19 protein-coding genes are annotated in these 22,870 nt (G+C 73.1%); 12 read left to right on the top strand and 7 right to left on the bottom strand.

Annotated features, from left to right (window positions below; all coding sequences use genetic code 11):
- Nucleotides 1–371: 371 nt before the first annotated feature.
- Entirely contained in the window at nt 372–1,376 is a 1,005-nt protein-coding gene (locus AC02VZ_RS02520) for a class I SAM-dependent methyltransferase (RefSeq protein ID WP_476474404.1), read from the top strand.
- A gap of 35 nt (nt 1,377–1,411) precedes the next feature.
- Here the strand turns inward: AC02VZ_RS02520 and AC02VZ_RS02525 are convergent, their stop codons facing one another.
- Nucleotides 1,412–2,611, bottom strand: a complete 1,200-nt coding sequence (locus tag AC02VZ_RS02525) for a bifunctional adenosylcobinamide kinase/adenosylcobinamide-phosphate guanylyltransferase (RefSeq protein ID WP_432055281.1) — start codon at nt 2,609–2,611, stop codon at nt 1,412–1,414.
- A gap of 115 nt (nt 2,612–2,726) precedes the next feature.
- On the opposite strand from AC02VZ_RS02525, the gene AC02VZ_RS02530 reads away from it, so the two are divergent.
- On the top strand, nt 2,727–2,939 hold the full coding sequence (locus AC02VZ_RS02530) for a hypothetical protein (protein ID WP_432055280.1): 213 nt from the start codon (nt 2,727–2,729) through the stop codon (nt 2,937–2,939).
- Between the two features lie 97 nt (nt 2,940–3,036).
- Here the strand turns inward: AC02VZ_RS02530 and AC02VZ_RS02535 are convergent, their stop codons facing one another.
- Nucleotides 3,037–3,777, bottom strand: coding sequence for a class I SAM-dependent methyltransferase (locus tag AC02VZ_RS02535; RefSeq protein ID WP_432055304.1), 741 nt, complete (start codon nt 3,775–3,777; stop codon nt 3,037–3,039).
- 80 nt (nt 3,778–3,857) lie between these two features.
- A complete protein-coding gene (locus AC02VZ_RS02540; RefSeq protein WP_432055303.1) occupies nt 3,858–4,496 on the bottom strand; it encodes a DUF3043 domain-containing protein in 639 nt (212 codons plus the stop codon).
- Nucleotides 4,497–4,777: 281 nt separating this feature from the next.
- Between AC02VZ_RS02540 and AC02VZ_RS02545 the strand changes: the two genes are divergently transcribed.
- The 5 genes from AC02VZ_RS02545 to AC02VZ_RS02565 all read left to right on the top strand — a co-directional run bounded on the left by AC02VZ_RS02545 (nt 4,778) and on the right by AC02VZ_RS02565 (nt 11,790).
- Nucleotides 4,778–5,569, top strand: a complete 792-nt coding sequence (locus AC02VZ_RS02545) for a PspA/IM30 family protein (RefSeq protein ID WP_275404107.1) — start codon at nt 4,778–4,780, stop codon at nt 5,567–5,569.
- 39 nt (nt 5,570–5,608) lie between these two features.
- On the top strand, nt 5,609–5,890 hold the full coding sequence (pspAA, locus tag AC02VZ_RS02550) for a PspA-associated protein PspAA (RefSeq protein WP_476474405.1): 282 nt from the start codon (nt 5,609–5,611) through the stop codon (nt 5,888–5,890).
- 553 nt (nt 5,891–6,443) lie between these two features.
- Complete coding sequence (locus AC02VZ_RS02555; RefSeq protein ID WP_476474406.1) at nt 6,444–7,760, top strand: sensor histidine kinase; 1,317 nt, start codon at nt 6,444–6,446, stop codon at nt 7,758–7,760.
- Nucleotides 7,761–7,785: 25 nt separating this feature from the next.
- A complete protein-coding gene (locus AC02VZ_RS02560; RefSeq protein WP_432055277.1) occupies nt 7,786–8,472 on the top strand; it encodes a response regulator in 687 nt (228 codons plus the stop codon).
- A gap of 156 nt (nt 8,473–8,628) precedes the next feature.
- Nucleotides 8,629–11,790: an efflux RND transporter permease subunit gene (locus AC02VZ_RS02565; protein ID WP_432055276.1), complete on the top strand. Its 3,162-nt coding sequence runs from the start codon at nt 8,629–8,631 to the stop codon at nt 11,788–11,790.
- A 291-nt stretch (nt 11,791–12,081) separates the two neighbouring features.
- On the opposite strand, the gene nadA is transcribed toward AC02VZ_RS02565, so the two are convergent.
- Nucleotides 12,082–13,266: a quinolinate synthase NadA gene (gene nadA, locus AC02VZ_RS02570; RefSeq protein WP_469055532.1), complete on the bottom strand. Its 1,185-nt coding sequence runs from the start codon at nt 13,264–13,266 to the stop codon at nt 12,082–12,084.
- A 338-nt stretch (nt 13,267–13,604) separates the two neighbouring features.
- Here nadA and erpA point away from each other — a divergent pair, with 338 nt between their 5' ends.
- Nucleotides 13,605–13,961, top strand: a complete 357-nt coding sequence (erpA, locus tag AC02VZ_RS02575) for an iron-sulfur cluster insertion protein ErpA (protein ID WP_164332385.1) — start codon at nt 13,605–13,607, stop codon at nt 13,959–13,961.
- 148 nt (nt 13,962–14,109) lie between these two features.
- Here erpA and AC02VZ_RS02580 read toward each other — a convergent pair whose 3' ends face one another.
- Together AC02VZ_RS02580 and AC02VZ_RS02585 are read right to left on the bottom strand one after the other, a co-directional pair.
- Nucleotides 14,110–16,338, bottom strand: coding sequence for a hypothetical protein (locus tag AC02VZ_RS02580; RefSeq protein WP_476474407.1), 2,229 nt, complete (start codon nt 16,336–16,338; stop codon nt 14,110–14,112).
- A gap of 230 nt (nt 16,339–16,568) precedes the next feature.
- Entirely contained in the window at nt 16,569–16,778 is a 210-nt protein-coding gene (locus AC02VZ_RS02585; RefSeq protein WP_432055273.1) for a hypothetical protein, read from the bottom strand.
- Nucleotides 16,779–16,907: 129 nt separating this feature from the next.
- On the opposite strand from AC02VZ_RS02585, the gene AC02VZ_RS02590 reads away from it, so the two are divergent.
- Nucleotides 16,908–17,882 carry a carbohydrate kinase family protein gene (locus tag AC02VZ_RS02590; protein WP_432055272.1) on the top strand — a complete coding sequence of 325 codons (975 nt, stop codon included), beginning with the start codon at nt 16,908–16,910 and terminating at the stop codon, nt 17,880–17,882.
- A 22-nt stretch (nt 17,883–17,904) separates the two neighbouring features.
- Here AC02VZ_RS02590 and AC02VZ_RS02595 read toward each other — a convergent pair whose 3' ends face one another.
- Entirely contained in the window at nt 17,905–19,293 is a 1,389-nt protein-coding gene (locus AC02VZ_RS02595) for a cysteine desulfurase/sulfurtransferase TusA family protein (RefSeq protein WP_432055271.1), read from the bottom strand.
- A gap of 326 nt (nt 19,294–19,619) precedes the next feature.
- Between AC02VZ_RS02595 and ctaC the strand changes: the two genes are divergently transcribed.
- From ctaC to AC02VZ_RS02610, 3 genes are read left to right on the top strand one after another with little or no spacing between them, the layout of a single operon-like run.
- On the top strand, nt 19,620–20,612 hold the full coding sequence (ctaC, locus tag AC02VZ_RS02600; RefSeq protein ID WP_432055270.1) for an aa3-type cytochrome oxidase subunit II: 993 nt from the start codon (nt 19,620–19,622) through the stop codon (nt 20,610–20,612).
- Nucleotides 20,609–22,345 (top strand): aa3-type cytochrome oxidase subunit I, encoded by a 1,737-nt coding sequence (gene ctaD, locus AC02VZ_RS02605; RefSeq protein WP_476474408.1) that lies wholly within the window; start codon nt 20,609–20,611, stop codon nt 22,343–22,345. The genes ctaC and ctaD overlap by 4 nt, the downstream gene beginning before the upstream one ends.
- Nucleotides 22,342–22,740: a cytochrome c oxidase subunit 4 gene (locus tag AC02VZ_RS02610; protein ID WP_432055268.1), complete on the top strand. Its 399-nt coding sequence runs from the start codon at nt 22,342–22,344 to the stop codon at nt 22,738–22,740. The genes ctaD and AC02VZ_RS02610 overlap by 4 nt, the downstream gene beginning before the upstream one ends.
- Nucleotides 22,741–22,870: the final 130 nt, after the last annotated feature.

Below are 22,870 nucleotides of genomic sequence, written 5' to 3' on the forward strand. Positions count from 1 at the left end.
CGGGCCCGCCTCCGGTCCCGTCTCGGGGGCCTGCTCCGCTCCGGTGCCGGCCCACCACGCCGCCCCGGCGTCGTTGCACCCCGGAGGGCTGCCCGGTACGTAATGCTTTGCGGTGGATTTGCCGTACGCCCACCGCTCGGGAGCCGCCCATGTCCGTCCTGCCGCCCGTGCCTCCGGTGCCCCCGGTACCTCCCGTCCCCCCGATGCCGACGGTCCCTCCGGCGACCGTCCCTCCGGCAACGCTCCCCCCGGCGTCCGCCGCGCCTCCCGTGCCGCCGGTGCCTCCCGCGCCGCCCGTGCCCCCGGCGCGGCCCGCACCGCCGGCCCCCGCCGTGCCCCCGGCCGTCCCCGCGCCCGCGGGGAGCACACGGGTGCACGAGCCGCGTCGCGAGGACTGCCCCTGGTGCGGGTCCGCACGGCTGCGGAACCGGCTGCGCACCGGCGACCTGCGACGGCACCGGCCGGGCCTGTTCACCGTCGACGCGTGCCGGGACTGCGGCCACACCTTCCAGAACCCCCGGCTCACCGCCGAGGGACTGGCCTTCTACCGGCGGGCCGTGCCCGGGGCCCCCCGCGACCCCGCCACCGAGTGGGTCCTGAGGCTGAGCACCGCCCCGCGCCGCCTCCGCGCCGCCGCGCGCGCCCTGCTGCCCTTCGGCGAACCGGAGAGCTGGCTGGACGTCGGCACCGGCCATGCCCGGTTCCCCGCCCTCGCCCGGGAGTTCTTCCCCTACACGGCCTTCGACGGCACCGACCTCACCGCGCGCGTCGAACGCGCCCGCGGTCTCGGCCGGGTGGAGGAGGCCCACGTCGGCCCGCTGACCCACCCGCGCCTGCGCGCCCGCCTGGCCGGCCGGTACGACGTGGTCAGCGTGCTCCACCATCTGGAACACGTCCCCGACCCGCGCGCGGAGCTCCACGCGGCCCTCGACGCGGTGCGCCCCGGCGGACACCTGCTCGTCGAGACCCTGGACCCGCGCTGCCTGTTCGCCACCCTGTTCGGCCGCTGGTGGCTGCCCTACGACCAGCCCCGCCGCCTCCACCTGCTGCCGCCGCGCAACGTCCGTGCCGTCCTGGAGGAACGCGGCTGCGTGATCGTCACCGCCGGACGCCGCGCCGCCCACGTGCCGCACGACCTCGCGGGCGCCGCCGCCCTGGCCCTCGCCCACTCCCTGCCCGCCCCGGACACTCCCTGGCGCGCCGTCCCGCCCGCCGCGTTCGACCGGCACCTGCGCACGGCCGTGCTGCGCGCCGGGACGCCGCTGGTGGCGGCGGCCCTGGCGGCCGACCTCGCCCTGGCCCCGCTGCTGCGGCACACCCCGTTCGCCAACGGCCACCGGATCATCGCCCGCAGACCGGGCCGGACGGCCGGCTGACGCCCCCGGGGGGACACGGCCCCGGCCGGCGGGGGTCACCCCCGCAGCACGACCGCCTGGCCCGCCACCACCAGCAGCACCTGCTCGCACTCCTCGGCGAACGCCGCGTTCAGCCGCCCCAGTTCGTCCCGGTACCGGCGGCCGGACGCGGTGGCCGGCACGATGCCCGACCCGACCTCGTTGGACACGGCGACCACGGTCCGCCGGGTCTGACGGACCGCGTCCGTCAGCTCCCGCACCCGCTCCCGCAACGCCTTCTCGCCGCCGCCCGCCCACTCCGCGTCGTCCCACGCCCCGACCGCGTCCATCGCGTCCGTCAGCCACAGCGACAGGCAGTCCACCAGCAGCGGCGGCCCGTCGTCCTTGAGCAGCGGCACCAGATCGCACGTCTCGACGGTCCGCCACGACCCCGGCCGCCGCTCCTGGTGCACGCACACCCGCGCCGCCCACTCGGTGTCCCCGTTGCGCGACCCGCCGGTCGCCACGTACAGCACCTCGGGGAAGGTCTCCAGCCGCCGTTCCGCCTCCACCGACTTGCCCGACCGGGCCCCGCCCAGCACCAGCGTGCGCTGCGGGACGTCCGGCACCTCCTCGTAGGCGCCCACCTCCAGGGTGGTGCCGTCCGGCACGGCCCGGGCCCCGGCCGCCGCCAGCCGCCGCCGGGTCTCCGCGCCGGGCGGCAGGTCGTGGCCGAGGTGGACGGCGACCACGTCGGTGGCCGCGCCGACCGCGCCCACCGCCCGCAGCCGGGCCAGCGCGTCGGGCCGCCCCACCACGTCCAGCAGCACCAGACCGTACGGCTCCACCGGCTCCTCCAGCCCGGCCGGCGCCCCGCCCGGCGGCAGGTACAGCAGCCGCCGGCCGTCCGGGCCGGTCACCGCGTACCCGGTGCCGGGCGCGTCCAGCGCCACCGCCCGCACCCGGTGGCCCGTCATCAGCGCCAGTTCGCGCCCGTCCGGCACCCGCCCGGGCTGCGGCAGTCCCGCGGGCACCTCCACGGCCGGACCGTCGTGCGGGTGGGACAGCAGCACCTGGCGCACGCCGCCGAGGGAGCGGCCCGCCCGGGCCGCCGCGAGCGCCGCGCCGGGCGTCAGGTCCAGCAGCAGCGCGCCGTCCAGGAGCAGGGAGGTGGCCGCCCGCGCGTCCGGCCCGAGGGCGCGGGCGCAGGCCGCGCAGGGGCAGTCGGGGCGGGGCAGGCCCGCGGGGGCACCGGTGCCGAGCAGAGTGAGTTCCACGCCCCGATTTTCACCCCTCCCCACAGGCCCTGCCCGCCCGACTAGGCTTCGGGCAGGAGCCGGACCGTGATCCGGCTCCCGTTGCGCAGTGTGTTCACACCTCTGGGAGGCGTACGTGGCGGCATGGACGTGGCGGTTCGAGAAGGCCGACGGGACGCAGGTCGAGCCCGCGGTGCAGCCGGAGGACTTCACCACCCAGGGGGACGCCGAGTCCTGGATCGGGGAGAACTGGAAGGAGCTGCTGGAGGGCGGCGCCGATCAGGTGCGCCTCTTCGAGGACGCCACCGAGATCTACGGGCCGATGAGTCTGCACGCCCACGACGCGTGAGCCAGGGGGGCGGGGCCGACGGGTCCTCGCCCTCGTGCCCGCCCGGTTCCGGGGCGTCACCCGTGCCGGGAGGCCGCCGGTCCCCGCTCCGTGGCCGTCAGCCGCGCACACCGCAGAGGTGCAGCAGCGCCGCCACCCCGCGGTAGGGGTCCGTGCGGCCCGCCTTCTCCTCCACCGCGAGCAGGGTCGCAAGGTCCTCCGGCAGGCCGGTGCCGTCCGCGGCGGTGTCCGTGAAGACCCGCACGCCGTACCAGGTCTGCAACGGGGCGCCGATGCCCGAGAGGGTCGCCGTCATCTTCTGCAGCCGGTCGGCCCGGCCCTCCGCCCCGGGGCGGGGCGGTGCCTCCTCCTCGGAGCCGGTGCGCGAGTGCGGCAGCCGGGCGGTCGCGCGGAAGGCGGCCAGCGCGCCGGACCAGTCGCCCGACAGGCCGGGGCGCATCGCCAGGGCGTCGCCGTTGCGCACCAGCAGCGACAGCAGGCCGCCGGGCGCGAGCATCCGGGCCAGCCCCGCGACCAGCGGGTCCGGCTCCGCCTCGTACATCAGCACGCCGTGGCAGAGCACCACGTCGAAACTCCCGGGCAGGAAGTGCACGCCGGTGTCCCGGCCGTCGCCCTCGACGATCCGCATCCGCTCCCGGATGCCCTCGGGCTCCCCGGCCAGCGCCTCACGGGCCGCGGCGATCCGCCCCGGCTCCCGCTCCAGCCCGGTCACCTGGTGACCGGCCCGGGCGAGCCGCAGCGCCTGCGCGCCCCGGCCCATGCCGACGTCCAGCACGCGCAGCCGTCGGCCGACCGGGAAACGCGCGACGATCTGCTCCTCCAGCTGGCGGGCGACCAGCTCCTGCCGGACGACGTCACGCAACGCCCCGGCCGGGGCCGGCCGGGTGTCCGCGGCGCCGTCCGCGAACGGCGTCGCGCTCAGGGCCGTTCCCCGCGCTTCACCTGGGGCTTGGGCAGCCGCAGCCGCCGCATCTGCAGCGACCGCATCAGCGCGTAGGGCACGGCGCCGCGGCGGTGTTCGTCGGGGAAGCGCTCCGCGAGCCGCTTCTTCAGCCGGAAGCCGGTGACGAACGAGTCGAGCACGATCATGACGATGATGACCAGCCAGAGAAGCAGCGCCGCGTTCTGGATCGCCGGCACCCGGATCACGCTGAGCACCAGGATGATCACGGCCATCGGCAGGAAGTACTCGGCGATGTTGAACCGCGAGTCGACGAAGTCACGGGCGAACCGCCGCACCGGACCCTTGTCCCGGGCGGGCAGGTACCGCTCGTCGCCGGTGGCCAGCGCCTGGCGCTGCCGCTCCAGCGCGGCTCGGCGCTCCTCGCGCTGCCGCTTGGCGGCCTCCTTGCGCGTCATCGACGTGTTGGCCACGCTGCGGCGCTGGGACTGGGCCACACTCCGCTTCGGCGTGGGACGCCCCTTGGGGGCCTCCGGGTGACGGGGCTGCTTGGAGTCGGTCACCGTCGCCTTGTCGGCGGCCGGGGCCTTCTCTTCCTTGGCACGGCTTCGGAACACAAAACCCAAGGGTACGGGGTACCCGGGGTTGGACCACAGTCCGGTGGGGAACGATCCGGCAACACCGGACGTCTGTAGAGGGACAGAGGGAACGTCGTGGGGACGGCGTACCCCGTCTCCGGGTGCGTCACCGGGCCCGGTCCCCGGGGATCACCTACTCCTTGCGCGGGATCGGGAGGGTGGACAGTCGTCCTTGGGGAGGAGCCCATCCGTCCCCGGACAGTGCGGTAATGGATGCAGGGCCCGTACTGTGGGTCTTGTCGCAGACCTGTGAGCTGGAGTCCGTCAGAAGGGGGCGCGCGAAGCCCATGAGCGGTGTCATGAAGCGTATGGGGATGATCTTCCGCGCGAAGGCGAACAAGGCCCTTGACCGGGCCGAGGACCCGCGCGAAACCCTCGATTACTCGTACCAGAAGCAGCTGGAGCTGCTCCAGAAGGTCCGCCGCGGTGTCGCCGACGTGGCGACGAGCCGCAAGCGTCTGGAGCTCCAGCTGAACCAGCTCCAGTCGCAGTCCTCCAAGCTGGAGGACCAGGGCCGCAAGGCGCTCGCGCTGGGCCGCGAGGACCTGGCCCGGGAGGCGTTGTCCCGCCGTGCCGCGCTCCAGCAGCAGGTGACGGACCTGGAGACGCAGCACGCGACGCTCCAGGGCGAGGAGGAGAAGCTCACCCTCGCGGCCCAGCGGCTGCAGGCCAAGGTGGACGCCTTCCGCACCAAGAAGGAGACCATCAAGGCCACCTACACCGCCGCCCAGGCGCAGACCCGCATCGGGGAGGCCTTCTCCGGCATCTCCGAGGAGATGGGCGACGTCGGGCTGGCCATCCAGCGGGCGGAGGACAAGACGGCGCAGCTGCAGGCACGGGCCGGCGCCATCGACGAGCTGCTCGCCTCCGGCGCCCTGGACGACCCGTCCGGCACGCACAAGGACGACCTCCAGGCCGAGCTGGACCGGCTCTCCGGTGGTACGGATGTGGAACTGGAACTGCAGCGGATGAAGGCCGAGCTGGCGGGCGGCCCGAGCGCGGGGCAGCAGGCCATCGAGGGCGGCACCGGCCAGGCCGACCCCCGGACCCAGCAGCAGCCGCAGGACACCCCGCGCTTCGACAAGCAGTAGCACCGCCGGCCGCCGGGATCCACGCCTGAGGAGGGCGACGTGATCGTACGGATCATGGGGGAGGGGCAGGTGGCTCTCGCCGAGAGCCACCTCTCCGAGCTCGACACACTGGACGAGGAACTGCTCGCCGAGATGGACAAGGGCGACGGTCCGGGCTTCCGGACCACGCTCCGGGCGCTGCTCGCCAAGGTCCACGAACTCGGTGAGCCGCTGCCGGACGACTCCCTGGAGCCGTCCGACCTCATCCTGCCGTCCCCGGACGCGACCATCGAGGAGGTCAGGGACCTGCTGAACGACGACGGCCTGATCCCCGGCGTCTGACGGCCCCCCCCGCAGTCCCCGACGGTTGTTCATCGACGGCCCGGCCCCGCGACCGTCGGTCCCCCACGGCCTGGCCCCGACGGTCGGTTCCCGACGCCCCGGCCCCGACAGGTCGGTCCATGACGGCTCCGACGGCGTTCCGAGGCTGCGACGGAGTGCGACGGCATCGAGCCGCCCCCGCGAAGACCGGGGGCGGCTCCGTGCTGCCCGTGAGTACCGGGTGTTCACCGCGGGCTCCACGGGCCTACGCAGGCTTCGCGGGCCATCCGCGGCCCTCCGGGGGTTCCACCAGTTCCACGGGCCTCACGCGCGCACCGGACGAACCTTCCGAACTCCCGCACCTGTGGGATTCCCCGGCCCTGTGGACTCCCCGGCTTGTCCTGCCGGGAGGCCGGGCCCGCCCCGCGCGCCGGGCCCCGCCTCGTCCGACGGCCGCCGTCCCGACTCCGGGCCCGCCCCCGGCCGCCGTGGCCGTCGCCCCACCCGTCGTCGCCCCGCCCCGGTGGGCCGAGCCCGCCCGGGTAGCGTGTCGGCCGGGCTACCGTAGACGCCCGTGAGCACCTTGACGCGCGCCCGGTGCCGGCTGCGGGCCCACCCCTTCGCCCTCGACACCGCGCTGGCCGCGGGCGTCCTGGTCTGCATGGTGGTCGGCTCCTTCGTGGACCCGCACGGCCCGGAGGGCGTCACCTGGAACCTGCGCACCCCCGGCCCGCTCGGGCTGGCGCTGATGGCCCTCGGCGCCGTCGCCCTGGCCTTCCGGCGCCGTGCCCCGCGCACCGTCCTCGCCGTCACCGGCGCCGCCTCCGTGCTCGACTCGCTCACCGGCGACCCCCGCGCGCCCGTCGCCATGTGCGCGGTGATCGCGCTCTACACCGTCGCCTCCACCACCGACCGGCCCACCACCTGGCGTCTCGGGCTGCTCACCATGACGGTCCTGACCGGCACCGCGATGGCCGCCGGGCCCCTGCCCTGGTACGCGCAGGAGAACCTCGCGATCTTCGCCTGGACGGGCATCGGCGCCTCCGCCGGTGACGCCGTCCGCAGCCGCCGCGCGGTCGTGCGGGCCATCCGGGAGCGTGCCGAGCGCGCCGAACGCACCCGCGAGGAGGAGGCCCGGCGCAGGGTCGCCGAGGAGCGCCTGCGCATCGCCCGGGACCTGCACGACGTCGTCGCCCACCACATCGCCCTGGTCAACGTCCAGGCCGGGGTCGCCTCGCACGTCATGGACAGGCGGCCCGACCAGGCCAAGGAGGCCCTCGCGCACGTCCGCGAGGCCAGCCGCTCCGCGCTGGAGGAACTGCGCGCCACCGTCGGCCTGCTCCGGCAGTCGGGCGACCCCGAGGCACCGACCGAACCCGCCCCCGGCCTGGACCGCCTCGACGAGCTGGCGGGGACCTTCCGCAGTGCGGGGCTCCGGGTCGAGGTGGCCCGCGACATCGGGGACACCACCCTGCCCGCCACCGTCGACTCGGCCGCCTACCGGATCGTGCAGGAGGCCCTCACCAACGTGCAGAAGCACGCCGGCAGCGGGGCCCGGGCGGAGATCAGCATCGTCCGCGTCGGCCGGAACATCGAGATCACCGTGCTCGACGACGGCACCGACGAGGAGCCCGCCCCCGCCCCCGGCGGCGGGCACGGTCTGCTGGGCATGCGGGAACGGGTCACCGCCCTGCGCGGCACCCTCACCACCGGCCCCCGCTACGGCGGTGGCTTCCGGGTCCATACGATCCTGCCCCTCCAGGCCCGCACCGCGCCCGCCGACGGCACCACCGCCACCCGCACCGGCCCGGCGGCCACCACCGACACCCCGGCCGCCACCACCGACGACACCACGAGCCCGCCCACCGCGACGGCCGCCGACGGCCCGTGACCCGCGCATCCCCGGGGGAGACCGCATGACCATCCGCGTCCTGCTCGCCGACGACCAGGCCCTGCTGCGCAGCGCCTTCCGCGTCCTCGTCGACTCCGAGCCGGACATGGAGGTGGTGGGAGAGGCCTCCGACGGGGCGGAAGCGGTCCGGCTGGCCCGCGAACAGCGCGCCGACGTGGTCCTCATGGACATCCGGATGCCCGGCACCGACGGGCTCGCCGCCACCCGTCTGATCAGCGAGGACCCCGACCTCGCCGCGGTCCGCGTGGTCATACTGACCACCTTCGAGGTCGACGACTACGTGGTGCGGTCGCTGCGCGCCGGCGCCTCCGGCTTCCTCGGCAAGGGCTCCGAACCCGAGGAACTGCTCAACGCCATCCGCATCGCCGCCGGCGGTGAGGCCCTGCTGTCCCCGGCCGCCACCAAGGGCCTGATCGCCCGCTTCCTCGCCCAGCGCGACCCGGCCGACGCCACCGACCGCGACCCGGCCCGCGCCGAACGGCTGGAGTCGCTCACCGTCCGGGAGCGCGAGGTGCTGGTCCAGGTGGCCCGGGGCCACTCCAACGACGAGATCGCCGAACGCCTCGAAGTGAGCCCGCTCACCGTGAAGACGCACGTCAACCGGGCCATGAGCAAGCTGGGCGCCCGCGACCGGGCCCAACTGGTCGTCATCGCCTACGAAACCGGCCTGGTACGTCCGAAGGCGGACTGACCTCACCCCGGTGTACTGCGGTGGGAGTAGGGGCTGTAGAAGGAAATGGACCACGGGGCGACGGATCGCCCGTCACCGATGGCCCAGTGTGTACAGCGGGCGCCGCCACGCCCGTCCACGCACTTCTGCCGCTCACAGAAGAGAGACCCGTAACCCATGTCCTGGCTGTCCAGATTCAGCCTCGCGCAACGGGCGCTGATCGGACTGATGTCGATCGTCGCGCTCGTCTTCGGGGCGATCGCGATACCCCAACTCAAGCAGCAGCTGCTGCCCACCATCGAACTCCCGATGGTGTCCGTCCTCGCGCCCTACCAGGGCGCGTCCCCGGAGGTCGTCGAGAAGCAGGTCGTCGAGCCCCTGGAGGACAACCTCGAGGCCGTCGACGGCATCTCCGGCGTCACCTCGACCGCCGGCGAGGGCAACGCCGTCATCATGGCGTCCTTCGACTACGGCAACGACACCAAGCAGCTCGTCGCCGACGTCCAGCAGGCCGTCAACCGCGCCCGGGTCATGCTGCCGGACTCGGTCGACCCGCAGGTCGTGGCCGGTTCCACGGACGACATCCCGGCCGTGGTCCTCGCCGTCACCTCCGACAAGGACCAGCAGGCCCTCGCCGACCAGCTGGACCGGACCGTGGTGCCCGCCCTGAAGGACATCGACGGCGTCGGCCAGGTCATGGTCGACGGTGTGCGCGACCTCCAGGTCACCGTCACCCCCGACCCGAAGAAGCTGGCCGAGGCGGGTCTCACCCCGCAGTCGCTGTCCCAGGCCCTCCAGGCCGGCGGCGCGACCGTCCCGGCGGGATCCTTCGACGAGGACGGCGCCAACCGCACCGTCCAGGTCGGCGGCGGCTTCACCTCGCTGGAGCAGATCGAGGACCTCCGGATCACCGCCGAGCCCGGCAAGGGCAAGCCGGTCCGGCTCGCCGCCGTCGCCGACGTGGAGCAGGAGGAGGCCCGCGCCACCTCCCTGACCCGCACCAACGGCCGGCCCAGCCTCGCCGTGATGGTCACCATGGACCACGACGGCAGCGCGGTCGCCATCTCGGAGGCCGTCCAGGACAAGCTGCCCGGGCTGCGCGAGGACCTCGGCTCCGGGGCCACGCTCACCGTCGTCAGCGACCAGGGCCCGGCCGTCTCCCAGGCCATCGAGGGCCTCACCACCGAGGGCGCCCTCGGCCTGGTCTTCGCCGTCCTGGTCATCCTGGTCTTCCTGGCCTCGATCCGGTCGACCCTGGTGACCGCGGTGTCCATCCCGCTGTCCGTGGTGCTCGCCCTGATCGTGCTGTGGACGCGCGACCTGTCGCTGAACATGCTGACGCTGGGCGCGCTGACCATCGCCATCGGCCGCGTCGTGGACGACTCCATCGTCGTCCTGGAGAACATCAAACGGCACCTCGGCTACGGCGAGGAGCGCCACGAGGCGATCATGAAGGCGGTGCGCGAGGTGGCCGGGGCGGTGACGTCCGCGACGCTCACCACCGTCGCCGTCTTCCTGCCGATCGGCCTGGTCGGCGGCATGGTGGGCGAGCTGTTCGGCTCCTTCAGCCTCACCGTGACGGCCGCGCTGCTGGCGTCCCTGCTGGTGTCGCTGACGGTCGTGCCGGTGCTGTCGTACTGGTTCCTGCGGCCCCCGAAGGGCACCCCCGAGGACGCGGCGGAGGCCCGCCGGCTGGCCGAGGAGAAGGAGGCCCGGAGCCGTCTGCAGCAGGGCTACCTGGCCGTGCTGCGCTTCGCCACCCGGCGTCGGCTGGCCAGCCTGGCCATCGCCGTGGTCGTGCTCATCGGCACGCTCGCCATGGCCCCGCTGCTCAAGACCAACTTCTTCGACCAGGGCGAGCAGAAGGTCCTCACCGTCCGGCAGGAACTGGACCCCGGCACCAGCCTCGCGGCGACCGACGCCCAGGCGAAGAAGGTCGAGAAGCTGCTCGGCGACACCGAGGGCGTCAAGGACTTCCAGGTGACGGTCGGCTCGTCCGGCTTCATGGCGGCCTTCGGCGGCGGTACGGACACCAACCAGGCGACCTACCAGGTGATGCTGGAGGACTCCGCGTCCTCCGACGCCGTCCGGGACGAGCTGAAGAAGGGCCTCGCCGGTCTCGACGGCCTCGGCACCACGACGGTGGCCGCCGGGGACGGCTTCTCCAGCCAGGACCTCAGCGTCGTCGTCAAGGCGGCCGACGCCCAGGTGCTGCGCAAGGCGACCGACCAGGTCCAGGAGGCCGTGGCCTCGCTGGACGACGTCACCGACGTCAGCAGCGACCTGGCGCGGAGCGTGCCCCGCATCTCGGTCCGGGCGAACGAGAAGGCCGCCGCGGCGGGCTTCGACGACCAGAGCCTCGGCGGCGTCGTCGCCCAGGCGGTGCGCGGCACCCCGGCCGCCAAGGTGGTCCTGGACGACGCCGAGCGCGACGTCGTCATCCGCTCGGCGCAGTCGGCCGGCTCCCTGGCCGAGCTGAAGAAGCTGCCGCTGGGCCCGGTGGAGCTGGGTGACATCGCCACCGTCGAGCTGGTGGACGGCCCGGTCTCCATGACCCGGATCGACGGCCAGCGGTCGGCCACCGTCACCGCGACGCCGACCGGCGACAACACCGGCGCGGTCGGGTCGGCCCTCCAGGCGAAGATCAACTCGCTCACGCTGCCGGCGGGTGCCTCCGCCGAGATCAGCGGCGTCACCGAGGACCAGGACGAGGCGTTCCTCAACCTGGGCCTGGCGATGCTCGCCGCGATCGCGATCGTCTTCATGCTGCTGGTGGGCACCTTCCGGTCGCTCGCCCAGCCGCTGATCCTGCTGGTGTCCGTGCCGTTCGCGGCGACCGGCGCCCTGGGCCTGCTGCTCGTCACCGGTACCCCGATGGGCGTCCCGGCGATGATCGGCATGCTGATGCTGATCGGCATCGTGGTGACCAACGCGATCGTGCTGATCGACCTGATCAACCAGTACCGCGCCCGGGGCCACGGTGTCATCGAGGCGGTCCTGGAGGGTGGCCGCCACCGGCTGCGGCCGATCCTGATGACGGCGCTGGCGACGATCTTCGCCCTGCTGCCGATGGCGCTCGGCGTCACCGGCGAGGGCGGCTTCATCGCCCAGCCGCTGGCCGTGGTGGTGATCGGCGGTCTGATCACGTCGACGCTGCTCACCCTGCTCCTGGTGCCGACGCTCTACGCGATGCTGGAGCTCCGCAAGGAGCGGCGCGCGCAGCGGAAGGCGCTGAAGAAGGGCGCGGCCGGCCCGGAGGCGGCGGAGTCCTCCGCGGACAGCTCCTCGTCGGACAGCTCCCCGGGCTCCTCGGGCGAGGCGGCCCCGGCGCAGGTCTGATCCGCGCGCGAACGGCCCCGCACCGGTGCGATCCGGTGCGGGGCCGCTCCGGTCGCACACGGGAGGCCGTGTCCGTCCGGCCGCACGGGGGAGGCCGTGCCGCTCCGTACGCACGCGAGGCCGTGCCGGTCCGGTCGCACACGGGAAGCCCTGTCCGCCCGGCTGAGGGGCGGAGACCGTGCCCGCACGGCAGGCCGGGTCCGGCCGGCCGCACACGGAAGAAGGCCCACCCGGCATCGAGGTTCCGGGTGGGCCTTCGTCAGGGGCGGCCGGGCACGGGGGCCCGGGCCGTCACGGCAGCGCCAGCATGCGCTCCAGCGCGAGCTTGGCGAAGGACTCCGTCTCCTTGTCGACCTCGATGCGGTTGACCAGGTTGCCCTCGGCGAGGGACTCCAGGGCCCACACCAGGTGCGGCAGGTCGATGCGGTTCATGGTCGAGCAGAAGCACACCGTGCGGTCGAGGAAGACGACTTCCTTGCCCTCGGGCGCGAACCGGTTCGCCAGCCGGCGGACCAGGTTCAGCTCCGTGCCGATGGCCCACTTGGAACCGGCCGGCGCCGCCTCCAGGGTCCTGATGATGTACTCGGTCGACCCGACGTAGTCGGCCGCGGCGACGACCTCGTGCCGGCACTCGGGGTGGACCAGCACGTTGACGTCCGGGATGCGCTCGCGCACGTCGTTGACCGAGTCCAGGCTGAACCGGCCGTGCACCGAGCAGTGGCCGCGCCACAGGATCATCTTCGCGGCCCGCAGCTCGTCCGCGGTCAGCCCGCCGTTGGGCTTGTGCGGGTTGTAGACGACGCAGTCCTCCAGGGACATCCCCATGTCCCGCACCGCGGTGTTGCGGCCCAGGTGCTGGTCGGGCAGGAACAGCACCTTCTCGCCCTGCTCGAACGCCCAGTCGAGGGCGCGGCGGGCGTTGGAGGAGGTGCAGATCGTGCCGCCGTGCTTGCCCGTGAACGCCTTGATGTCGGCGGACGAGTTCATGTACGAGACGGGCACGACCTGCTCGGCGATGCCGGCCTCGGTCAGCACGTCCCAGCACTCGGCGACCTGCTCGGCGGTGGCCATGTCGGCCATGGAGCAGCCGGCCGCCAGGTCCGGGAGGACCACCTTCTGGTCGTCGCCGGTCAGGATGTCGGCGGACTCGGCCATGAAGTGCACACCGCAGAAGACGATGTACTCGGCCTGCGGGCGCGCGGCGGCGTCCCGGGCCAGCTTGAAGGAGTCGCCCGTGACGTCGGCGAACTGGATGACCTCGTCGCGCTGGTAGTGGTGGCCGAGGACGAAGACCTTGTCGCCCAGCTTCTCCTTGGCCGCGCGGGCGCGTTCCACCAGGTCCGGGTCGGACGGCGAGGGCAGGTCGCCGGGACACTCCACACCGCGCTCGCTCTTCGGGTCGGCCTCACGGCCGAGGAGCAGCAGGGCGAGGGGCGTCGGCTGTACGTCGAGCTCCTGGGTCTGGGCGGTGGTCACGACACGCACCCTTTCTGTTCTGCGGCTCGCCGGGCCCGACAGGACCGGATCCGGCGGGACATGCGGGACACCGTTGCGACTTTTCGTCGGATTGACGCTATCTATCATAACCGCTTCACGTCACTTTGACGACGGCCATAGCGTCCATGTGACGTGAATCCCGGCCGGGGGCACGGGTATTCCCGGAAACGGGCGGCAAGGGCCGTTCTCCCCACGCCGGGGCGTGTGCGAGCATGAAGACGGAGCGGGAAAACGAGCTCCCGGCCCGGAATGAATCCGCGGCCCCGCCGGTTGCAACCGTCGGCAAGCAGTCTCCGTACAACCCGGGAGAGATGTAGATGTCCGTATCGGACGAGACCACCACCGTCACCGACGGCATCGTTCTGACCGACGCCGCCGCGGGCAAGGTCAAGGCCCTGCTCGACCAGGAAGGCCGTGACGACCTCGCCCTGCGCGTCGCCGTCCAGCCCGGCGGCTGCTCCGGCCTGCGGTACCAGCTCTTCTTCGACGAGCGCTCCCTCGACGGTGACGTGGTCAAGGACTTCGACGGCGTGAAGGTCGTCACCGACCGCATGAGCGCCCCGTACCTCGGCGGCGCCACCATCGACTTCGTGGACACCATCGAGAAGCAGGGCTTCACCATCGACAACCCGAACGCGACCGGCTCCTGCGCCTGCGGCGACTCCTTCAGCTGACCCGCACCGCGGCCGGACGGCCGGACCGGGACCTCCCGGAACGGCGCGCACCACGCGTACGACGAAGGCGGCGGCCCCCTCCACGGGGGTCGCCGCCTTCGCGCTTCCTCCCGGCCGCCGCGCTTCTTCCCGGCCGCCGGGCCGCGTGTCAGCTGCTCCCGCCGGACGGCGCCGGGAGCCGCGCGCCGTCCTTGTGCAGCGGTACGGCCTCGCCGTCCCGGTCCACGACCTCGCGGTCGCCGAGCGGGGCGTCCAGCTTCACCGTCTGCTGGTACTGCTTGGCGATCAGGATGCAGACCTGGCCGGGCCGCGTCCTCTCGGTGACGGTCACCGTCACCGTGCCGCCGCTCTCGCGGGCCGTCGTGGTGTACTCCGCGCACACCCCGCCCGTGAACGTCACGGTCAGCTCGTCGCCCTCGGCGGTGTAGCCCTCCACGTCCACGGAACGCTCGGCGGGAGCCGAGGTCGGCTCGTCGCCCGGCCGCGAGGGCGCGGAACTCCCCTCACCGGAACGGGTGGCGGAGGCCAGGTACTCCGGGTCGACCGCCGGGTACGTCACCGTCGAGGTCTCCCGCACGCCCGGCGTGCGCACCTCGAACAGCCAGGACGGCACCAGGGCCGGCTGCCCGTCCACGGAGTGCGAGGCCAGCCCGAACACGGCCCGGTCGACGGTCAGCGTCTCCTTGCCGCCCTGGCCGCCCCCGCCGTCCTTCGGCGGCACCGCGGAGGTCTCCGCGCAGGGCACCTCGCGGCTCTCCCCGCCCTCGTCCAGCGGCGCGGGAGTGGCGCAGCCGCCGATGCCGCCGCGCCGGTCGGCTCCCGACGCCGCGTTCATCAGCTTCAGTGCCCGCTCGGCACCCACCACGGGGTAGGTGTCCGACTTCACCGGCTTCAGCAGCCGGCCCTGGGCCCCGCCCACAGTGCCGTCGGAGCCGACCGTGACCACCGTGTCCCAGCCGTGGGTCGGCAGCCCGCCGACCTCCGGAGCGGCGTTCACCGTACGGTCGGTGCCCACGGCCCGGCTCGCGTCCAGCTTGGCCGTGTCCTGGTCCAGCGCCTTCAGCAGCGGCAGGGCGGCCTTCTCGGCGGCCTCCTCGGAGACCGGCGACCCGTCGGCCGGGGGCACCGTGCAGGTGGCCCCCTTGCAGTTGTCGGTGGTCAGGGCGTTCCGGCTGAACGTCCAGGCGCCGGGCGCCTTCTGGTCCACCCGGAGCACGGGCCCCGAGCCGTCCTTGCCGCCGATCCGCCAGCTGCCGCCCTCGGCCACCGGGCGGCCCTCGACGCCGAGTGCCTTCGCCAGGCCGCTGACCTGCTCCTGGGTGACCAGTCCCGGCGTCCGGTACACCGGGGCCGCCCCGGGCCCCTTCGGCAGCGGACCGTCGGCGCGGTACAGGGCCCCGTACGGGTTGGGCTCGCCCGGCGCGATACCGGGCACCCCGCCCTCGGCGTAGCCGTCCAGGGCGAGCGGCGGGGGAGTGGGGTCGCCGTTGGCCCCCGGGGTCGTGTCGGCACCGGAACCGGAGCCGCCGGCCAGCCCCGTCGCGAGGTACGCCCCGCCGCCCCCGACCAGCAGCACGGCGGCGGCCACGGAGGCGATCAGCACGGGCGTCCGCCGCCCCGCCCCCGGCCGGTTCCCCTCCCCGTCCGAGTCGTCGGCCCGCGAGGCGTCGTCGGATCCGCCGGAACCGCCGGAACGGCCGGAGCCGCCGGCCTCGGGGGAACGAGACGGCTCCGAGGACTCCGGTGAGTCGGAGGAACCGGAGGCGCCGGGTGAGTCGGGAGAGTCGGTGGGGCCGGGGGAGTCGGTGGAGCCGGACGGCTCGGACGGCTCGGACGGCTCGGACGGCTCGGACGAGGCGGCGGGACGCGACGGCGAGCCCCCGGCCGAACCGTTTCCGCCCCGCTTCTCCGCGTCCGGGGCACCCGCCGGGCCCGGGCCCGGGGTGTCCTCGGCGGCTGCGGACCCGGCGGTGGCAGGCTCCACGACCACGTCGGCCCGCGCACCGTCCGCCCGCGCACCGCCACCTCGCGCACCGTCGTCAGGCGCAGCGCCACCCCGCGCACCGTCGCCCCGGGCGTCCGCCGGGCCGTCACCGGACCGCCCGGCCCCGGTGCCGACGCTCGCCGCCCCGCCCTCGCCCCCGGTCACGGCCCCCTCGGCCGAGTCCCCGCCGCTCCCGCGGCCCACGGGCTCCGCCGGCCTCTCCTGCCCCTCCCGCGCTTCCCGCTCGGTCAGCTCCCCCTGCTCCCGGTCCCCGGCGGCGGCGTTCCCGTCGTCGCCGACGCCGCCCGCCGGAGCGCCCCCGGTGGCGCGCGCGTTGCCGGCGGCCCGTGCCTCGGCGCCGGCGTCGTCGTTGTCGGGTCGCTCGGTGTTCACCGCATCGCTCCTTCGGCTGCACAGCTGTCCCGGAAGACCCTGCCCGGTCGTGCCCGGACTGCTGAGGGGTCGTATCCCGCATCCCCTTTACGGGGGACAGCGATGGGACGCAGCGGGGGAGCGCACGGTTCCACCGGCCCTGCCGGGCACGTCGGGACGCCCGCCGGACGAGGCCCGAGCCTGCCCGGCGGGACGTCGGCCGGACGGCGTCCGTCGCGGCCGGGAGCGCCTCAGTCGCCGTAGTCCGACATGGCGTCCAGCAGCCGGGCCGACGAGGTCGGCACCGACACCCCGTGGATCAGGGACGGGGACACCGGACGGGGGGCGCCCCGGTCGGGCACCGCCCAGCGCCGGGCCATCCGGGCGCAGTCACCGCGCAGCGACGCCAGGTCGCCCTCGACATCGGCCTGCGTGGTCGTGTGGACCTTGAGGTTCGTCATGTTCGCACCGTAGGCACGTCGAAGGTCACGAAGAAAGATCTACTATCGGGTAGTTTTGGCTGCTTCTACGGGCGGTTCCCACCCGGTAGCGTGAAGTGTCAAGCCCCCTCCCCCTGGAGAGTCCACGCCGTGCGCATCGCAGTCACCGGCTCCATCGCCACCGACCACCTCATGACGTTCCCCGGACGCTTCGCCGACCAGCTCGTCGCGGACCAGTTGCACACGGTCTCGCTGTCCTTCCTGGTCGACAACCTGGACGTGCGCCGGGGAGGTGTGGGCGCGAACATCGCCTTCGGCATGGGCCAGCTCGGCACCGAGCCGATCCTCGTCGGCGCAGCGGGCGCGGACTTCGACGAGTACCGGGCCTGGCTCGACCGGCACGGCGTCGACACCGACTCCGTCCGCATCTCCGAGACCCTGCACACCGCCCGCTTCGTGTGCACCACGGACGCCGACCACAACCAGATCGGCTCCTTCTACACCGGCGCCATGAGCGAGGCCCGCCTCATCGAGCTGAAGACCGTCGCCGACCGGGTGGGCGGGCTCGACCTGGTCCTCATCGGCGCCGACGACCCGGAGGGCATGCTCCGGCACACCGAGGAGTGCCGCGCCCGGAACATCCCCTTCGCCGCCGACTTCTCCCAGCAGATCGCCCGGATGAGCGGGGAGGAGATCCGGATACTGCTGGACGGGGCGACCTACCTCTTCTCCAACGAGTACGAGAAGGGGCTCATCGAGAGCAAGACGGGCTGGAGCGACGCCGAGATCCTCGACCGGGTCGGCCACCGCGTCACCACCCTCGGCGCGCGCGGCGTCCGCATCGAACGGGCCGGTGAGCAGCCCGTCGAGGTCGGCTGCCCTCAGGAGGAGCGCAAGGCCGACCCGACCGGTGTCGGCGACGCCTTCCGCGCGGGCTTCCTGTCCGGACTGGCCTGGGACGTCTCCCTGGAGCGAGCCGCCCAGGTCGGCTGCATGCTGGCCACCCTGGTCATCGAGACCGTCGGCACCCAGGAGTACCAGCTGCGCCGCGCCCACTTCATGGAGCGTTTCGCGCGGGCCTACGGCGAGGAGGCCGCGGCCGAGGTGCAGAAGCACCTCTCCTGACGGCCGCCCCTGCCGGAAGGCGCTACGACAGCCGGCGGACCAGATGGGCCGAGCCCCGGTCCGCCGGCTCCTCGCCGACGTACTCCTGGCCGCGCATCTCGCACCACGCGGGGATGTCGAGCCGGGCCGCCTCGTCGTCGGACAGCACCCGGACCGTGCCGCCCACCGGCACGTCCCCGATCACCTTGGCGAGCTCGATCACCGGGATCGGGCAGCGCCGGCCGAGCGCGTCCACCACCAGCGCGTCGTCTCCGCCGCCCACCGGGGCGGAGCCGGCGGCGCCCGGGGCGCCCAGCTGTTCCCGCACCCGGGCCACCACCGGCGCCAGCTCGGCCAGGAACCGCTCGACGTCCTCCTCCGGCGTCCCCGGCGGCAGCGACACGCGGACGTTGCCCTCGCTGAGCACCCCCATCGCCTTCAGCACGTGGCTCGGCGTCAGGGTGCTGCTGGTGCAGGACGAACCGGACGAGACGGAGAAACCGGCGCGGTCCAGCTCGTGCAGCACCGTCTCCCCGTCGACATAGAGACACGAGAAGGTGACGATCCCGGGCAGCCGCCGCACCGGATCGCCCACCACCTCCACGTCCGCCACCAGCCGCGGCACCCGCTCCCGGATCCGGTCCGTCAGCTCCCGCAGCCGCGCGGCCTCCTGCGCCGCCTCCGCGCGCACCGCCCGCAGCGAGGCCGCCGCCGCCACGATCGCCGGGATGTTCTCGAAGCCGGCGGCCCGCCCCGACTCCCGCTCGTCGGCGGGCCCCCGGTGCGCGAAGCGCACCCCCTTGCGCACCGCGAGCAGGCCCACCCCGGGCGGCCCGCCCCACTTGTGGGCGCTCGCCGCCAGCAGCGACCAGCCCTCCGGCACCGGGCCCCAGCCCAGCGACTGCGCCGCATCCACCAGCAGGGGGACGCCGGCCGCCCGGCAGTGCGCGGCCACCTCGGCCACCGGCTGCTCGGTGCCCACCTCGTGGTTGGCGGACTGCAGACAGGCCAGCGCGGTGTCCGGGCGCAGGGCTGCGGCGTAGCCGGCGGGGTCGACGGCGCCCGTCCGGTCCACCGCCACCTCGGTGACCTCGCCGCCGCCGGCGCGGTGAACGTCCGCCGCGTGCAGCACCGAAGAGTGTTCGACCGCCGACACGATCAGGTGACGGCCGGTCCGCCGCCGCCCGGCCAGCGCGCCCGCGATGCCGGTGTGCACCGCCACGGTGCCGGAGGGGGTGAAGGTCAGTTCGTCGGGACGGCACCCCACGGCCTCGGCCGCCGCCTCGCGGGCCGCGTCGAGCAGCATCCGCGCCCGCCGCCCCTCCCGGTACAGCCGCGCGGGGTCGGCCCACCCCTCGTCGAGGGAGGCCAACAGCGCCTGACGGGCCACGGGATGGAGGGGAGCGGCGGAAGCGGCGTCGAAGTAACCCACACGGCAACGGTAGAGCGTGCGGGGCTCTCCCGGCAGCGCGGGGGAGTCGTAGGATCGACCCGGCGGGGCCCCGTCCGGCCTCCCCGGCGGGACCCGGCCGGGCTCCGGCCGGCCTTCCGAACGGGCCCTGGCAGGCGGCTCGTCCCACCCGTTCAGGGTGACCCCCGGCGCGTATGCCACCCTCCCCGCGACCCCCCGAAGGGCGTCGGCTAGGGTTTGGTCCGCATAAACATCCAAACCCCTGCCCGACGCAGGGCGGCGACCGACCAGCGAGAAGGCCAGGCCGCAGCCGTACAGCGCGGGCGAGACTCTCGGGAAGGCGCTACGTGAGTCCCAACGGCTCCGACCTCCCCCACCGCCTGAAGGGCGTGGGCGGTACCCCCAAGCCGCGGCGCCCGATGCGGCGGAAGCTGCTGCAGGCATCGACCGCGGGCCTGGTCCTGGCGACCGCCACCGGTTGCACCTGGGAGGACTTCCCCCGCCTTGGTATGCCCACCCCGACCACGGAAGAGGCTCCCCGGATCCTCTCCCTGTGGCAGGGCTCGTGGGCGGCCGCGCTCGCCGTGGGCGTTCTGGTGTGGGGTCTGATCCTGTGGAGTGCTTTCTTCCACAGGCGCAGCCGCACCAAGGTGGAGGTCCCTCCGCAGACCCGGTACAACATGCCCCTCGAGGCGCTGTACACGGTGGTCCCCCTCCTCATCGTCTCGGTGCTGTTCTATTTCACGGCCCGTGACGAATCCGAGCTGATGAAGCTCGAAAGCAAGCCCGACGTCACGGTCAACGTGGTCGGCTTCCAGTGGAGCTGGTGCTTCAACTACGTCGAGAACGTGGACGGTTCCACCGGCGACGCCAAGACCGCCAAGGAACTGGACGCGATCCCGGACCGCTACAGGGACGCCTTCCCGGCCGAGGCCGGCGGTGTCCACGACTGCGGTACCCCCTCGACGAGGAACCCGCAGACCAACAACCCGGGCCCCACCATGTGGCTGCCCGAGGGCAAGCGGGTGCGCTTCATCCTGACGTCGCGCGATGTCATCCACTCCTTCTGGGTGGTGCCGTTCCTGATGAAGCAGGACGTCATCCCGGGCCACACCAACGCCTTCGAGGTGACCCCCAGCCGTGAGGGCACCTTCCTCGGCAAGTGCGCCGAGCTGTGCGGTGTGGACCACGCCCGGATGCTGTTCAACGTGAAGGTCGTCTCGCCCGAGCGCTACGAACAGCACCTCAACGACCTCGTCAAGAAGGGGCAGACCGGTTATGTGCCCGCGGGCATCGAGCAGTCGGGTCCCGAGAAGAACCGGGAGGTGAGCGTCCTGTGAGCATCATCAACGAACCTCAGGGCGTCACGGCGGCCGAGGGCTCCTACGAGAGCGAACTGCCGGTCCGCGCCAAGCGGCCGGGCAGCATCGTGGTGAAGTGGCTGACGACCACCGACCACAAGACCATCGGCACGATGTACCTGACGACGTCGTTCATCTTCTTCGTCATCGGCGGCATCATGGCCCTGGTCATGCGCGCCGAGCTGGCCCGTCCGGGCCTGCAGATCCTGTCGAACGAGCAGTTCAACCAGGCGTTCACCATGCATGGCACGCTCATGCTGCTGATGTTCGCCACCCCGCTGTTCGTCGGCTTCGCGAACTGGATCATGCCGCTGCAGATCGGCGCGCCCGACGTGGCGTTCCCGCGGCTGAACATGTTCGCCTACTGGCTCTACCTGTTCGGCTCGCTGATCGCGCTGGCCGGCTTCCTCACGCCGGACGGCGCCGCCAGCTTCGGCTGGACCGGCTACGCCCCGCTCTCCGACGCGATCCGCTCGCCCGGCATGGGCTCCGACCTGTGGATCATGGGCCTGGCCTTCCAGGGCTTCGGCACCATCCTCGGTTCGGTCAACTTCATCACCACGATCATCTGTATGCGCGCACCGGGACTCACCATGTTCCGGCTGCCGATCTTCACCTGGAACGTGCTGCTGACCGGTGTCCTGGTCCTGCTCGCCTTCCCGGTGCTGGCGGCGGCACTGCTCGCGCTGGAGGTGGACCGCAAGTTCGGGGCGCACATCTTCGACCCGACCAACGGCGGGGCGCTGCTGTGGCAGCACCTGTTCTGGTTCTTCGGTCACCCCGAGGTGTACATCATCGCGCTGCCGTTCTTCGGCATCGTCAGTGAGATCGTCCCGGTCTTCGCCCGCAAGCCGATCTTCGGCTACATGGGTCTGGTCGGCGCGACCATCGCGATCGCCGGTCTGTCGGTGACGGTGTGGGCGCACCACATGTACGCCACGGGCGGCGTGCTGCTCCCGTTCTTCTCCTTCATGACCTTCCTCATCGCGGTCCCGACCGGTGTGAAGTTCTTCAACTGGGTCGGCACCATGTGGCGGGGCTCGCTGAGCTTCGAGACGCCGATGCTGTGGTCGCTGGGCTTCCTGGTCACCTTCCTCTTCGGTGGTCTGACCGGTGTCATCCTGGCGTCGCCGCCGCTGGACTTCCACGTGACCGACTCCTACTTCGTGGTGGCGCACTTCCACTACGTGGTGTTCGGCACCGTCGTCTTCGCGATGTTCGCCGGCTTCCACTTCTGGTGGCCGAAGTTCACCGGCAAGATGCTCGACGAGCGGCTCGGCAAGATCACCTTCTGGACGCTGTTCATCGGCTTCCACGGCACCTTCCTGGTCCAGCACTGGCTGGGTGCCGAGGGCATGCCGCGCCGGTACTCGGACTACCTGGCGGCCGACGGCTTCACCGCCCTGAACACGGTCTCCACGATCGCCTCGTTCCTGCTCGGCATGTCGCTGCTGCCGTTCTTCTACAACGTCTGGAAGACGGCCAAGTACGGCAAGATGGTCGGTGTCGACGACCCGTGGGGCTACGGCCGCTCCCTGGAGTGGGCCACCTCCTGCCCGCCGCCCCGGCACAACTTCCTCACGCTGCCGCGCATCCGCAGTGAATCCCCGGCCTTCGACCTCCACCACCCGGAGATCGCCGCCCTCGACGAGCTCGAGAACGTCGGTCATGGAGAGAAGGCCCTCTCCGGCGGCAAGGAGGCCGGCAAGTGAAGATCCAGGGCAAGATGTTCATGTGGCTGAGCGTCTTCCTGCTCATCGTGGCGGTCGTCTACGGTGTGTGGTCCAAGGAAGCGGTCGGCACCACAGCCCTCTTCCTGGCCTTCGGCCTGGCCGTCATGATCGGCTTCTACCTCGGCTTCACGGCCAAGCGGGTCGACGTCGGCGCCCAGGACAACAAGGAAGCGGACGTCGCGGACGACGCCGGCGAGGTCGGGTTCTTCAGCCCGCACAGCTGGCAGCCGCTGTTCCTGGCGCTCGGCTGTGCCCTCGGCTTCACGGCGATCGCCGTGGGCTGGTGGCTGATGTACTTCTCCATCCCGCTGATCGCGGCGGGCATCTGGGGCTGGACCTTCGAGTACTACCGCGGGGAGAACCGCACCCAGTAGGTCCCGTACCACGCCCGAGGCACCCAGGGGCCCGGACACTCCGTCAGGAGCGTCCGGGCCCCCGCGTCTGCCGCAATCCGCGTCACTCGTTCGAGGCGCCCAGCGCGCCACGATTGACGCCGCTCCCTAG

It is taken from the genome of Streptomyces sp. 3-6 (assembly GCF_056323165.1).

Excerpts from the sequence above, each read along its gene's own strand:
- AC02VZ_RS02545 (WP_275404107.1), top strand. The coding sequence starts at position 4,778 with ATGAAGCGTATGGGGATGATCTTCCGCGCGAAGGCGAACAAGGCCCTT.
- AC02VZ_RS02560 (WP_432055277.1), top strand. The coding sequence starts at position 7,786 with ATGACCATCCGCGTCCTGCTCGCCGACGACCAGGCCCTGCTGCGCAGC.
- AC02VZ_RS02565 (WP_432055276.1), top strand. The coding sequence starts at position 8,629 with ATGTCCTGGCTGTCCAGATTCAGCCTCGCGCAACGGGCGCTGATCGGA.
- erpA (WP_164332385.1), top strand. The coding sequence starts at position 13,605 with ATGTCCGTATCGGACGAGACCACCACCGTCACCGACGGCATCGTTCTG.
- AC02VZ_RS02585 (WP_432055273.1), bottom strand. The coding sequence starts at position 16,778 with ATGACGAACCTCAAGGTCCACACGACCACGCAGGCCGATGTCGAGGGC.